The sequence below is a fragment of the Collimonas arenae genome, from assembly GCF_000786695.1.
GTDB lineage: Bacteria > Pseudomonadota > Gammaproteobacteria > Burkholderiales > Burkholderiaceae_D > Collimonas > Collimonas arenae_A.
In genome coordinates, this window is sequence record NZ_CP009962.1 from 3,113,922 (window position 1) to 3,127,386 (window position 13,465).

Here is a 13,465-nt window from a genome sequence, read left to right on the forward strand (position 1 = left end):
GCATGATGCTTTACAAAAAATGCAAGCGGCTGGCTGCATGGCTGCTATGCATCTTGCTGTTGTGGATGCCGTCGTCATTTGCCGCGCCGCCCCGATTTGCGCAGGTAACTCCAGACCACGCGCTGACATTGCCGCAAGATAGCGGCGCGCACCCGGATTTTCGCACCGAGTGGTGGTATGCCACTGGCTGGCTCGCCATGCCGGACGGTAAGCCGGTCGGTTTTCAGATCACCTTTTTCCGCTCCGCCACTGAGCACGACCGCGCCAATCCCAGCGCTTTCGCGCCGACCCAACTGATCATGGCTCATGCGGCGCTGTCCGATCCCAGTCTCGGCAAACTACTGCACGATCAAAAAAGCGCGCGCGCCGGCTTCGGCCTGGCCTATGCCAAGCAGGGCAATACCGACGTCGCGCTGGACAACTGGCGTTTGCTACGCGCCGCCGACGGCCACTATCAAGTTAGCGTCGCCGCCCGCGATTTCACGCTTGAACTCAGCTTGACACCAACCCAGCCGCCGCTGCTGCAAGGCGACGGCGGCTATTCGCGCAAAGGTCCGCAGGCGGCGCAAGCCAGCTATTACTACAGTGAGCCGCAGTTGCAGGTGAGCGGCAAAGTGAACCGCAATGGCCGGACCGACCAGCCACAAATAGTCAGCGGCAACGCCTGGCTCGATCACGAATGGTCGACCAGCGTGCTGGATGCCGATGCCGTAGGCTGGGACTGGCTCGGCGCCAACCTCGACGACGGCTCGGCCTTGATGGCGTTCCAGATCCGTGATCGCAGCGGCAAAAAAATATGGGCGCATGCCGCCCTGCGCGATGCGCACGGCCAAGTCACCCAGTTCGAGCCTGATCAGGTCAGCTTCGTGCCGCAACGCAGCTGGCGCTCGCCGCGCACCGACGCCAGCTATCCGGTGCAAGCCGTCTTGCATACCGGCGTCCTTACATGGTCGCTACTGCCACTGCAGGACGACCAGGAACTCGACTCGCGGCTATCGACGGGATCCGTCTACTGGGAAGGCGCCGTCACCGTGAACCGCGACGGCAAACGCGCCGGCCGCGGCTATTTGGAACTGACAGGCTATCTCAAGGCGTTGAAATTCTGAAAGCGCACACCCTCCCAGCTTAAAAAGGACTTTTATGGTTCAATATGAAACCGAAAAAACACCTCCAGGAAAAAGCATGATTGATCTTTATTACTGTCCGACTCCAAACGGCCACAAGATGACCGTGTTTCTTGAGGAAGCGGGACTGCCTTACAACCTGATCCCAGTCAACATCAGCGCCGGCGACCAGTTCAAGCCAGAGTTCCTGAGCATATCGCCCAACAACAAAATCCCGGCCATGGTAGACCATGCTCCGGCTGACGGCGGCGAGGCCATATCGCTGTTCGAATCCGGCGCAATGCTGCTGTATCTCGCTGAAAAAATCGGCCGCTTTCTGCCCGCCGGTCTGCGTGGTCGCAATGAAGTGCTGAAATGGCTGTTCTGGCAAATGGGTGGACTGGGGCCGATGGCCGGACAGAATGGCCACTTCAATGTGTACGCGCCAGAAAAAGTACCGTATGCGATCACCCGCTACACCAACGAAACCAACCGCCTGTACGGCGTATTGAACCACCGGCTGGCGGACCGCGAATTTATCGCCGGGGATTACTCGATTGCCGACATGGCCAGTTATCCATGGATTGTGCCGCATGAATCGCATGGCCAGAATCTGAGTGATTTCCCGCATCTTAAACGCTGGTTCGACAGAATTGCCGCCAGGCCGGCCGTGATCAAGGCCTACAACGGCGCCAAGGATGTGTATGCCCGTAATGTGGCGCCGATATCGGATGACGCTCGCAACGTCTTGTTCGGACAAACTGCTGCGTCGCTCAAGCGCTAAGCCAGCCTACATCTCACCATACACTGCCACGATAGCATCCGCTACGGCGCGCACCCGCGCCGTGCGGTTGAGATCGCCATGCAGCACCAGCCAGATATCGTAGGCTTCCGCCCGCTGCGGCCAGATGCGTGCCAGTAAAGGGTCCCCGTCTGCCATGTGGGTCGGCAATTCACCAATGCCGATGCCGGCGCGCACCGCTTCTATCATCATCAGGCCTGAGTTCACTTCCATCGCTACCCGCGCATTGCTGCAAGGTTCGCCGCATAAGGCTTCGCTTTGGGATGGTGAGATACTGCGCTGATAGATCACCAGGTCGTGTCCCTGCAAGGCCGTATCCGGCTGCGGTTCGCCGCGCAGTTTCAGATAATTCCTGGATGCGTACAGACCGACTTCCCTGCGCGTCAGATGGCGCGAAATCAAATCCGGACTGCTGGGCCGTAGCGTGCGCACCGCCAGATCAGCTTCGCGCCGGGTCAGATTCGACAGCTGGGTCGAGGTGCTCAGCACCACCCGGATATCCGGATGCACGGCATGCAGCCGCTGCATCGCCACCATCAGGAAATGCTTACCCATGGTATCGGTAGCCGCCAGGCGCACCACGCCAGACAAGCGATCGTCGATGCCTTGCATCTGCCGTTGCAACTGGTCGGCGGCCTGCTCCATCCGCTCTGCGGTGGCAAAGGCTAGCTCGCCAGCGGGAGTCGGCACATAGCCGGCGGGCGTGCGCAAAAACAGACGCGCACCCAGCGATTCCTCCATCGCCGCCAGACGGCGGCCAACTGTGGCCTGATCCAGTCGCAAGCGCGTAGCGGCGCCGCGCAGCGTACCGATCCGATATATCCCGAGAAAAATCCGGGCATTGTCCCAATCCATTTATATCCATCCAAGCGATTATTCATGATGCATTTTTGCATCAGAGAGATGAAATTATACTGATTTATTACATCAGCAGAGCGCACTAACATAGACAGCTATTGCTAGACATGCTGGCAACACAGGAGAAACATCATGGCCGTTGAGTGCCCTACCCCCGCCAATCTCGTCCGCGCAGCACCAAGCGGTTTGCTACCCTTGATCACGCTGGCCATCGGCTTTGTCATGGCGATGCTGGACGTCACAGCCGTCAATGTCGCCCTGGCCGATATTTCACACAACCTGCGGGTACCCTTGAGCGGCCTGGTGTGGGTGGTTGATGGTTACACACTGACCTTTGCCGCCTTGCTGCTGGTCGGCGGCGCACTGGCCGACCGCTATGGCGCCAAGACGGTCTATCTGAGTGGTCTGGCAGTATTCATGCTGGGCTCGGCGCTATGCGGCGCGGCCCCCAACGGCAACACTCTGATTGCCGCCCGTATGCTACAAGGCGTGGGTTCCGCTTTGTTCATGCCCAGCTCGTTAAGCCTGCTGACGCATGCTTATCAAGATGACCGCGTGCGCGCCCGCATGCTTGGTACCTGGTCGGCGATTGTCGCGGTCGCCGCCGCCATGGGACCATTGGTCGGCGGCATACTGGTCGACGGCTACGGCTGGCGCAGCGTGTTCCTGATCAACCTGCCAGTCGGCTTGCTTGGTCTGCTGCTGGCGCAAAACGCAATCCCTGCTGCGCCTAGACATTGGCGGACACTGCCGATCTTTAGCCACGCGCTAGGAATCAGCGGTCTCGCCGGCCTCTGCTTTACCTTGATCGAAGGGCCGGTCTATGGCTGGACCTCGGCACCGATTCTGGCGACCGCCGCGCTATTCGTGATTGCCCTTGCCTTGCTGGTGCGCAGGGAACAGCGCGGCGCCGAGCCATTGCTTCCGCGCGCCTTGTTCGCCACGCCGCACTTTACCGCCGCCAATGCGATTGGCTTCCTGATCAACTTCAGCGCATTCGGCCAGCTCTTCCTGTTGAGCCTGTTTTTGCAACAGGCACGCGGCAGCGATGCCTTGCATACCGGCTTGCAGTTGCTGCCGGTGATGGCGGTATTCTCCGTCGGGAACCTGCTGTCGGGACGCATCACCGCGCGTTGGGGCGCCCGCATGCCGATGCTAGGCGGATTGCTGCTGGCAACGTCGCTGACGGCGCTGTTAAGCGGCATGAGGCCGGATACCCCTTACCTGCTGCTGGCGCTAGCGGTCGCCATCGCCAACTGGGGCGTCGGCATTGCGATTCCGGCGATGACCACTACCGTGATGCAAGTGGCCGGCCGCAGCCACGCCAACAGCGCCGCCGCTGCATTGAATGCCAACCGCCAGATCGGTGCGCTGGTTGGCGTCGCCATCATCGGCAGCATCCTGCATATCGCGCCAAGCTGGGAAACCCGCCTGCCGCTCGCCTTTGGGGCCATCGCCCTGGCCTATGGCGCAGCAGCATTGCTGGTTTGGCGTTACATCAATGCGCAAGCCAACCTGAGCAGAGCGACGGTTTGACACAAACCGGAGCCGCCATATTTTCACAACGGCCGTTGATTGGTCCCGGGTTTCTATTTTCTCCCGAGCAAGCTAAACTTAAGGCCGGGCTCAGCACAACCGAAAGGTGATACATTTAGCCCAGATAAATCATATCCAACTTGATGCTTTTTTATTGGGAGACGCATGAAAAGTCCATTGACAGGCCCATTTCTATTTCTCGCCACTGTCCTCCTCGCCGGCTGCGTGCTGCAGCCAAACGTGCGCAGCTATACGCCGCCGCGCAGTACCGCGCCGGCGCCGGCCGAGGCGCCGGTATCTCTGTCGGAATCACTAAGTCCGTCGGAACAGATTGTCGACATGCCACAACAAACCCAGCAAACCCAGCAAACCCAGCAAACCTCGACGTCGAAACGCGGTGAATTATCCGACGTGGTGGAACGCATGGCGCGCAGAAACTCCTGCACACCGGCCGCCGGCGCCAAGCTGATCGCTAAAACCAGCGCGGTGGAAACCTACCAGATCAGTTGCGAAGATGGGCAACAACAACTTTACAAGTGTGAGCTGCGGCAGTGCCGCTTGATGAATTAAAACCAGACCGACAGGTGGTTTTCATGAGAACTGCACTAGGAGCTTTAGGCATACTCTTCCTCATTTCACTACTGGCCGGTTGTGCCTATCCGCATTTTAAATGTGACGACCCCGATGCACGTCCTAGCTGGTGCGATGACACCGGCGGCATGCGCAACACGACTCACCAGCAATAAACATCCTGGCCGCGGCGTCGACAGCCGGCGGCGTGGCAAACATGCATTACAACGGCGGTGCGGCAATGAATTCGGCTAGCTGTTCGGCTTTTTCAGAAAACGCTTGCAGGGACGGATAATCCGATGCAATGACGATTTCCGGCAACATCATCTGCGTGAAATGCCAGGCGACAGCGGTAGTCACGCCGGCTTGGCTAATGGTGTCGCTTGTTACATCCAATGGCTTTGCTCGCAGTGCAATCTCCAGCGCCTGGTAGGCAGCAAACAACTGGCCCTGGACCCGATCGACCCATGGCTGATGCTGCTTTTCTGGCGGCCGCAAGTTGCGCTCGTAGACAATCTGGATACTCTTCTCGCACGCTGCCAAACCCAAACCGATAATCCGCAAGGCGTGCAGCCGTTCGCCGATTTCCACCGGCATCAGGCTTTTGCGCGGCGCAACCAATGCTTCGGCGTATTCCAGGATCAGCGAGGAATCCATCAACACCCCGCCATCGTCGCACACCAGCGACGGCGCCTTGACTACCGGATTGATTTGCCGGAACTGTTCGAACGTGCTGAATACCGAAATCGACTGATGATCAAACGGGATTCCAAGCAATTGGAGGGAAATCGACACGCGACGTACATAAGGTGAATCAAGCATACCGATGAGCTGCATGGTTTCTCCTGTTGGAAATGCAGCGGCGAGCACCGCTGCATGCGCTCCCCCATCGGGAAGACCGTATCGGGAAGACCGTTATGAATATGAAATATCAGCGGTAAATCGTAGCATGAAACAGTGCAAACGATACAAGCGAACGCCAACGCGGGACTTGATATTATTGGGTGCGTAACTGTTGACCGCCGCTCGGACCGACGGTTCGCGATCGCATCAAAACCGCAAAAAAATCTACGAATCCGTGCAATCGACAACCGATTCTATGATTGCGAATCAATCCAGATTTTGGACCATTCGATGCCGAGATTTTGCGCGTCGGTCTCGCTTGCCGCCACGATCGGGGGCTTGAAGACCTGTTCAATTGCTCTGTCGGGACCTGATATCGCTACCATCACGATGAGTACTTCGAAGTTGCCGTTGGCAAGGGAATTGATTTTCAGCGAGTACCTGAAATTTCCGCGTTCACGCTGTGTTGCGAATAACATAAACTTAAACCACTGAATAATTCCAAACGCGTTTGATACTTGCTGCTATAACACCATCTTTAAACCAGCCTGATCAAGCTTCCTCTACTTCGCGCTTGGCAGGTGTTACATAGATATCGATACACCTGAAAGTGTCGGCGTAACGTTTGGGATCACCGCCGGCTTCCAGGCTTTTCTTGAACTCCTGCGCTTCAGCCGTACTGTCGAATTCGTAAGCAAGCCCCTTAAAAATGACGGTCGCTTCATTAAGCCTAACCATTACAATCTCCTTTGATGTGTATTGAAAGGAAGAGCTATCCTAGCACCGCTAAGAGTATCCTTTTGCCCCTTATTGCAAGAAAAAGTAACGACACTTGCCTTGTCGTTCACGCATGCCGTCGATACTTGCAGGGCCTGAAAAATCAACGAATACGCAACGCCACGACAAGAATGCCAAATCGACGCCGCCATTTGCAGCGGCCCGTTTGGTCAGATTGATATTACGCTTTTGAAGTTCCCTCTTGAACTGTCATTATTGGCAGTGATTTGTACTTGCGCGACAATGCCTTCAGGACCGACTGACAAGGTTCCGCGCGTTACTGCCTCACAGACTTATTCACTGTCGTCGACGAAACGGCATCTGTCAAAGAGTCAAATGTTATTGAATTGTTGAGTCTCATCACAAAAGACTAAAGAAGCATCCCGCCACCCGGAAAAATGCGGCACAAAAAAGAAAGAGCCCCGCCATGACGGGGCTCTTTCTTTACAGCTTGCGCTTCGCGGCCGGCATCTGCAATTTGCCGCACCGCAAAAAAACTACTGGATTTTTTCGGGTGTCACTTCGGGTACCGCAACAGGCGCAGCTTCTGCCTCTTTCGGCTCCGGCTCATCCGCTACTTGATAAGAAGGATCACGCACCCAGCGGCTCAGGTCCTTGGCGATGGCGGCAGCGCTGCGGTCGAGAATGGTGCAAGTTCCCTTGAAGGCGCCGAACATGCCGCCAACAGACCAGCGATTGATCTTGGTATGACGCAGTACTTTACCGTCAGCGTCGAGCAGATCGGCTGCGACTGTAATGGCTTTCGGACCGCTCCATGCTCCACCGCCAACGCCCAGTACATGCGTAATCTGCAAGCGCAGCAAGTTTGCGCCGGCTGCATCGGCACCTGTAGCGACCGTACCATCGCCACCCTTGTTCAACTTGGCCAGTACCGGGCCGACACGATGCGACAACATGTTCTCGATCTGGCACTCTTGCTTGACCTTTTCAACCACCCCGGCGTCCGGATGATAAGTCACCGGCACTTCCAGCAACGTGCCGCCAGCGCCAGCAAAAGCAACTGTGCAGTAACTCATCAGGCCAATCAAAAAAAGCTTTTTCATCAATATTTCCTAGGGAGTGAGATAAAAGATAACATCTTGTCGATAATACACCGCCGGCATTGTACAGCGTTGCAAGATGAACACTTGTTCCCAAAGGAAATAAATCTATCCGAAGGCCGGATTACTGCCGCACCATTGACCGCACCATGCCGGCAAATTGCTCCAGGTCATTGGCTGCCAGATCCGATACCGTCCAATAATTCATGCCATCCCAGGTCCAGCGCACCAGATGAAAGCCTTGCCTGTTTTGCAACTGCGGCGGCGCATCGCGGTCGGTGGTGGGCCATATATACAGATTGATCGGATGCTTCGCATGTCGGTAGACCAACGCCGCCACCGGCCGGCCGCCAAGATAATCGAGACGGCCGCCCACCAGCGGAAACCCCTGGGGCGCCAGATCGACAACAGGCGGAGAAAAATTCAGTTTGCCGTTAAACCAGGGCTTGACCGTGTGCTGGTCGGTCGAGACCACGTCCGACAGGTGATCGACCTGGAGCGAGCGCACATGGCTGGCGACCACTTCGTCGGTGAGTTTGTCCTGGTCTGACGGCAGATTAAGATACAGGCCGACGCTCCAGGCCAGCGCCAGCATTGTCGCCATGGCGGCGCCGAAATTGCGCCAGTTGAAGTTATTCCAGCCCAAATGCCAAAACCTGGTGCTGACCGTATCCTGCGGCAAGGCGGCGATGATGCGCTCCGCCAGATGCGGCGGCGCATCAAAATAGCTGGCCTCTTTTTTAAAGCGCGCGCTGACGATACGCTGTGCCGCATATTCGCGCTGGCAATCAGCGCAACCATCCAGATGACGCTGGATTTCAAGCGTCTCGACTATGCCTAGTTCCTGGTCTGCAAAGGCGGGCAATAGCTCCAGTACTTCCTGATGATCCATCATCGCTCCTGCCTCGACGGCGCAACCGGCGCTGCACTGGTTGGCGCCAGAATCGTCGCCAGCAATTTACGGCCACGGCCGAGGCGCGACATGACGGTGCCGATCGGTATGCCGACAATTGCAGCGATTTGCTTATACGACAGTTCTTCCAGCTCGCGCATTACCATCACCTCGCGAAATTCCAGCGGCAAAGCTTGCAGCGCCTGCTGCAGCTGCAGCTCACTGTCTTTGCGCATCAGCAGCGCCTCCGGATCGTTATCAGCCGCCATCTGGCCGATGACGTCGCCGGGCGCGGCCTGATGTAACTCCTCATCAAACGACGTTTCCTGACGCTGTTTCTGGCTGCCCTGATACCAATTGTAAAAGGTATTACGCACAATCGTCAGAAGCCAGGCGCGGCCATCTTCGCCGTGAAAGCCGTCGAAGAACCTGAAAGCGCGCAGATAGGCCTCTTGCACCACGTCCTCTGCATCCTGGCGGTTGCGCGTGAGCCAACATGCCAGGTTGAACGCCGAGTTCAGGTGCGGCAACACCACAGTTTGGAACCGCTTCTTTTTTATCGAGTCGCTCATTCACGCGTTTCCAGGGTTCATGCAACACAAGACCGCCGACACGAAGAATATATTCCCGAAAATAAAAATAAAAGCGGGAATAAATGAAAGGGTACACCGGTATAGGGTTTTGTCGATCAAGTGATCGCCATAACACGGACCACGGAGGGATCATGAAACCTACCCAAACCAGCGCCAATGCCGTCAGTCGCCGCAACTTCCTCAAACTGGCAGGAATGGGCGGCGCCATCTACGTTTCCGGCCTGAGCGGCTGGGCCAGCGCCGCCGCCCAGCCCGGGATGCAGAACGAAGACTTCTTTTTCGTCCAGTTGTCCGATACTCACTGGGGCTTTGAAGGCGCCCCCAACCCGGATGCCCACGGCACCTTGAAAAAAGCCGTGGCGGCGGTGAACAGCCTGGAGCAGATGCCGGATTTTATCGTCTTCACCGGCGACCTGACGCATACCACCGACGATCCGCAAGAGCGCCGCACACGGCTGCGCGAATTCAAGGAGATCGTCTCCGAGCTCAAGGTAAAGACTGTTCATTTCATGCCCGGCGAACACGATGCCTCGCTAGACCATGGCGAGGCCTATCAGGAATTTTTCGGTAAAACACACTACAGCTTCTCCCATAAAGGCGTCAATTTCATCGTCATCGACAACGTCTCCGATCCCACCGGCAGCATTGGCGAGACCCAGCTGGCCTGGCTGGCCGATGAACTGAAGCAATTGCCGCCGGACGCCCGCATCGTGGTTTTCACGCATCGTCCATTATTCGACCTGTATCCGCAATGGGACTGGGCCACACGCGACGGCGCCAAGGCAGTGGAACTCCTGCTGACACATGCGAACGTGACCGTGTTCTACGGCCATATCCATCAGGAGCATCACCACATGACCGGCCATATCGCCCATCATGCAGCGAAGTCTCTGATCTTTCCCTTGCCGGCGCCGGGTTCCCAACCCAAGCGCACGCCGCTTCCATGGGACGACACCTATCCCTATCGCGGCCTCGGCTTTCGGCAAGTGAACACCACAGTGGCACAGCCGATGATCTACAAGCTGATTGAACTACCGGTACTGAAAGGCTGATCATGAACCTCCTCCACAAACGCCGGCTGCTGCTGGCAAGTATGGCTGCCAGCAGCCTTGCCGCCACCGGGCTGGTGCTGGCGCAATCGCAAGAACGGGTAATCAAAATCGTCGCCAAGAAATTCGATTTCACTCCGGGCGAGATCCGTTTGAAAAAAAATGTACCGGTGACGCTCGAATTCACCACGCTCGATGTGGTCATGGGCTTCAACTTGCCAGACTTTGCCGTACGCACGGATATCCTTCCCGGCACCACCTCACGCTTGCGCTTCACGCCGGACAAGACCGGCGAATTTGCCTTTCATTGCGACGTATTCTGCGGTTCCGGACACGAAAGCATGACTGGCGCTGTGTTCGTTACCTGAGTCGGCGCGGGCTTCCATGCCATCAGGGATGTATTTTTTTATGCTCGCTCAGCATCTGGGTGAAGGCCGCGATCCGCTTGGCCCTGGTTTCGGCCTTTTTCGCGGTTTGAATCCTGAACAGAACGGCGTAGCGGTTTTGTGAATCAAGCGTAGTAAAAAATGCCTGTGCGGCAGCGTTTTCATCGAGCGCCAGCTGCAAATCATCGGGTACCGTCGAGGTGCGGGCGGAGTCATAGGCGGCATCCCAACGGCCATCGGCCTTTGCCCGCTCTACCTCGTCGTGCCCCGGCGGCTGCATCTGACCCGACGCAATCAGGGCCAGCGCCTTATCCCGATTGATCTTTGACCAAATGCTGCGCGCCGAGCGTGGCGTGAATCGTTGCAGCCAATGCTCCGCATCGTCACTCTTCCGCTGGCCGTCTATCCAGCCGTAACACAAAGCCGACTCCAGCGCGTCTGGATGGGATACGGAGGCACGCTCCGCATTTTTCTTGGCCAAGCGTAGCCATACCCCGGGCGACGTGCCATGGTTCTTTTTCAGCCACGCCACCCAGGCCTTGCGGTCATCAAACCGCAATATCGATACCTCTTCAGTTGAAGTGCGATCTCGGCTCATAGTCTTTTCCTGCGCGAATAGGAGTTATCGGGAGTTGTCCATTATTGTCACCTATTTTCCAAATGGCAATATACGACATGTGCGCCCGACTTTCACTTTGCATGCAAATGCCCGCGCATCCGACGCCATCTATGCCTTGGAAAAATATATCGTAATATGATATATTTTCAACCTTCGTCAAATCCCCCTCTTCCCAATACGACGGTTATCGCCCCACCCAATGCCAAGTTCATCCCTATCAAAACAGGACTTCGAAGCCTTGTCCGCCTTCCGTTACCAACTGCGCAAGTTCTTGCGCTTTAGCGAAGAAGCCGCGCAGGCAGAAGGCGTCACGCCGCAACAGTATCTGTTGCTGCTGCATGTCAAAGGGTCCCCTGGCCGCGAGTGGGCCAGCGTCGGCGAGCTTGCCGAACGCCTGCAGTCGCAGCATCACAGCGTAGTCGCCCTGATATCCCGCTGTGAAAAACTGAAGCTGGTACAGCGCCGGACCAGCGAGATCGATCGACGCCAGGTCAATATTCATCTGCTGGCGGACGGCGAGCGTTGTCTGGCCAAACTGGCGGAGCTGCATCACGCCGAATTGAATACCTTGACCGATATTTTCAGAATCCCTTCCATCAATACCTAGGTTTGACCATGTCTACGTCCTCCGAGCTACATTCCCACAAACGCGATTTCGCGGCCGACACCCGGCTGCTGCGCATTTCCTTGATCGCGGTCGTCATCGGCGGATTCGGCACATTGGCTGCCTACGCCCTGCTGAACCTGATCCGGCTATTCACCAACCTGTTCTTCTACCAATCGCTGTCCTTCGCCGTACGTTCGCCGGCGGGTAATCATCTCGGCCTGTGGGTCATCCTGCTGCCTGTGCTGGGTGGTTTGATCGTGGGCTTGATCGCACGTTTCGGCTCTGAAAAAATCCGCGGCCATGGCATTCCCGAAGCGATCGAAGCCATCCTGTTCGGCAAGAGCAAGATGTCAGCCAAGGTCGCCATTCTCAAGCCACTGTCGTCCGGCATCGTGATCGGCAGCGGCGGCCCTTTCGGCGCAGAAGGACCCATCATCATGACCGGCGGCGCTATCGGCTCGCTGATCGCCCAGCTTTTTCATCTTACTGCGGCGGAGCGCAAAACCTTGCTGGTCGCCGGCGCCGCAGCCGGCATGACCGCAGTGTTCGGTACGCCGATAGCTGCAGTGCTGCTGGCAGTCGAACTGTTGCTGTTCGAATTGCGTCCACGCAGTCTGCTACCAGTGATCGTGGCGTGCGCCGTCGCCGGCTTCACGCGCCCGCTGCTGCTTGATTCTGGTCCTCTGTTCCCTTTGCAGACGCACGAAATCGGTCTCAGCGCCCTGTTTTCATGCGCGGTAGCAGGCATTCTCGGCGGCGCCTTGTCTGCGTTGATGTCAACCGCCTTGTACCGCGTTGAAGATATTTTCAGCAAACTGCCGATCCATTGGATGTGGTGGCCGGCGCTGGGCGGCATCGCAGTCGGCATAGGCGGCTATTTTGAACCGCGCGCACTTGGCGTCGGCTACGACGTCATCGGCGATCTGCTCGACGGCAACCTGGCCTTGCAATTGGCCTTGAGCCTGCTGCTGGTCAAAGCGGTTATCTGGGTCATCGCGCTGGGTTCCGGCACTTCTGGCGGTGTCCTGGCGCCGTTATTGATCATCGGCGCCGGCCTCGGCACCGTACTGGCGCCGGTACTTCCGGGCGGCGACGCGCATTTATGGCCGCTGGTATGCATGGCGGCCGTGCTGGCCGGCGTGCTGGGCGCACCGTTGACCGCTGCCGTATTCGCCTTCGGCCTGACCCATGACACCAATGCACTGCTACCCCTGTTGCTCACCACCGGCGTTGCCTACGGCTTTACCGTACTGACCATGAAACGCTCAATCATGACGGAAAAAATTGCCCGACGCGGCTACCACATCTATCGTGAATATGGCGTCGATCCGCTGGAGCGCCAGCATGTCGATGAAGTAATGAGCCACACGGTGGCCTCGATCCCGGCCAACCTGACCATTGCCGAAACCCTGGAACGCTATTTCGGCGCGCAACAGGTGCATCGCTGCTATCCGGTGGTCGACGAAGCACAAGGTTTGATGGGAATGGTCGAACGCAGCAGTTTCGGCCCGCAAGTCGATGGCGGCAATCCATTGACAACCTTGTTCAATCCCGCGCACAAGCACATCACAGACAGCCTGGTGGCCCTGCCTTCCGAAACCTGCCGCATCGCGGCGGCGCGAATGGCGACACATCATCTCGAACGGCTACCTGTAATCAGCGACCTGCAAAGCCGGCGTCTGATAGGCATCATCAGCCGCAGCGATCTGATCAAGCCATCGCGCCTGTTTTTCGACGAAGAGCAAAAACGCGAACGCCTATTGAGCTAA

Annotated in this window: 16 protein-coding genes; 8 read left to right on the forward strand and 8 right to left on the reverse strand. The window is 57.3% G+C overall.

Annotated elements, in window-relative coordinates; all coding sequences use genetic code 11:
* Nucleotides 1-2: 2 nt before the first annotated feature.
* Nucleotides 3-1,106: a lipocalin-like domain-containing protein gene (locus tag LT85_RS13740; RefSeq protein ID WP_081992775.1), complete on the forward strand. Its 1,104-nt coding sequence runs from the start codon at nucleotides 3-5 to the stop codon at nucleotides 1,104-1,106.
* A 76-nt stretch (nucleotides 1,107-1,182) separates the two neighbouring features.
* Nucleotides 1,183-1,887 (forward strand): glutathione binding-like protein, encoded by a 705-nt coding sequence (locus LT85_RS13745; RefSeq protein WP_038489644.1) that lies wholly within the window; start codon nucleotides 1,183-1,185, stop codon nucleotides 1,885-1,887.
* 6 nt (nucleotides 1,888-1,893) lie between these two features.
* On the opposite strand, the gene LT85_RS13750 is transcribed toward LT85_RS13745, so the two are convergent.
* Nucleotides 1,894-2,760: a LysR family transcriptional regulator gene (locus LT85_RS13750; RefSeq protein WP_038489646.1), complete on the reverse strand. Its 867-nt coding sequence runs from the start codon at nucleotides 2,758-2,760 to the stop codon at nucleotides 1,894-1,896.
* 135 nt (nucleotides 2,761-2,895) lie between these two features.
* On the opposite strand from LT85_RS13750, the gene LT85_RS13755 reads away from it, so the two are divergent.
* Both LT85_RS13755 and LT85_RS13760 read left to right on the forward strand, forming a co-directional pair.
* Nucleotides 2,896-4,299 (forward strand): MFS transporter, encoded by a 1,404-nt coding sequence (locus LT85_RS13755; protein ID WP_052135173.1) that lies wholly within the window; start codon nucleotides 2,896-2,898, stop codon nucleotides 4,297-4,299.
* A 165-nt stretch (nucleotides 4,300-4,464) separates the two neighbouring features.
* Complete coding sequence (locus tag LT85_RS13760; protein WP_038489649.1) at nucleotides 4,465-4,869, forward strand: hypothetical protein; 405 nt, start codon at nucleotides 4,465-4,467, stop codon at nucleotides 4,867-4,869.
* 222 nt (nucleotides 4,870-5,091) lie between these two features.
* Here the strand turns inward: LT85_RS13760 and LT85_RS13765 are convergent, their stop codons facing one another.
* From LT85_RS13765 to LT85_RS13790, 6 genes are all read right to left on the reverse strand, one after another.
* Nucleotides 5,092-5,706: a glutathione S-transferase gene (locus tag LT85_RS13765; RefSeq protein WP_038489651.1), complete on the reverse strand. Its 615-nt coding sequence runs from the start codon at nucleotides 5,704-5,706 to the stop codon at nucleotides 5,092-5,094.
* Between the two features lie 260 nt (nucleotides 5,707-5,966).
* Nucleotides 5,967-6,191 carry a hypothetical protein gene (locus LT85_RS13770; protein ID WP_038489654.1) on the reverse strand — a complete coding sequence of 75 codons (225 nt, stop codon included), beginning with the start codon at nucleotides 6,189-6,191 and terminating at the stop codon, nucleotides 5,967-5,969.
* A gap of 73 nt (nucleotides 6,192-6,264) precedes the next feature.
* Complete coding sequence (locus tag LT85_RS13775; RefSeq protein ID WP_038489657.1) at nucleotides 6,265-6,450, reverse strand: hypothetical protein; 186 nt, start codon at nucleotides 6,448-6,450, stop codon at nucleotides 6,265-6,267.
* 536 nt (nucleotides 6,451-6,986) lie between these two features.
* Nucleotides 6,987-7,553, reverse strand: a complete 567-nt coding sequence (locus LT85_RS13780) for a hypothetical protein (RefSeq protein WP_052135174.1) — start codon at nucleotides 7,551-7,553, stop codon at nucleotides 6,987-6,989.
* A 121-nt stretch (nucleotides 7,554-7,674) separates the two neighbouring features.
* Nucleotides 7,675-8,445, reverse strand: coding sequence for an anti-sigma factor family protein (locus LT85_RS13785; RefSeq protein ID WP_081992383.1), 771 nt, complete (start codon nucleotides 8,443-8,445; stop codon nucleotides 7,675-7,677).
* Nucleotides 8,442-9,014 (reverse strand): sigma-70 family RNA polymerase sigma factor, encoded by a 573-nt coding sequence (locus LT85_RS13790; RefSeq protein ID WP_038489662.1) that lies wholly within the window; start codon nucleotides 9,012-9,014, stop codon nucleotides 8,442-8,444. The genes LT85_RS13785 and LT85_RS13790 overlap by 4 nt, the downstream gene beginning before the upstream one ends.
* Nucleotides 9,015-9,166: 152 nt before the next feature.
* Here LT85_RS13790 and LT85_RS13795 point away from each other — a divergent pair, with 152 nt between their 5' ends.
* Nucleotides 9,167-10,087, forward strand: coding sequence for a metallophosphoesterase (locus tag LT85_RS13795; RefSeq protein WP_038489666.1), 921 nt, complete (start codon nucleotides 9,167-9,169; stop codon nucleotides 10,085-10,087).
* Nucleotides 10,088-10,089: 2 nt separating this feature from the next.
* Nucleotides 10,090-10,452 carry a cupredoxin domain-containing protein gene (locus tag LT85_RS13800; RefSeq protein ID WP_038489669.1) on the forward strand — a complete coding sequence of 121 codons (363 nt, stop codon included), beginning with the start codon at nucleotides 10,090-10,092 and terminating at the stop codon, nucleotides 10,450-10,452.
* A 22-nt stretch (nucleotides 10,453-10,474) separates the two neighbouring features.
* On the opposite strand, the gene LT85_RS13805 is transcribed toward LT85_RS13800, so the two are convergent.
* A complete protein-coding gene (locus tag LT85_RS13805; RefSeq protein ID WP_081992388.1) occupies nucleotides 10,475-11,068 on the reverse strand; it encodes a YdeI/OmpD-associated family protein in 594 nt (197 codons plus the stop codon).
* Nucleotides 11,069-11,288: 220 nt separating this feature from the next.
* Here LT85_RS13805 and LT85_RS13810 point away from each other — a divergent pair, with 220 nt between their 5' ends.
* Both LT85_RS13810 and LT85_RS13815 read left to right on the forward strand, forming a co-directional pair.
* Nucleotides 11,289-11,696 carry a MarR family winged helix-turn-helix transcriptional regulator gene (locus LT85_RS13810; protein WP_038489672.1) on the forward strand — a complete coding sequence of 136 codons (408 nt, stop codon included), beginning with the start codon at nucleotides 11,289-11,291 and terminating at the stop codon, nucleotides 11,694-11,696.
* Between the two features lie 8 nt (nucleotides 11,697-11,704).
* Nucleotides 11,705-13,465, forward strand: a complete 1,761-nt coding sequence (locus LT85_RS13815) for a chloride channel protein (RefSeq protein WP_038489673.1) — start codon at nucleotides 11,705-11,707, stop codon at nucleotides 13,463-13,465.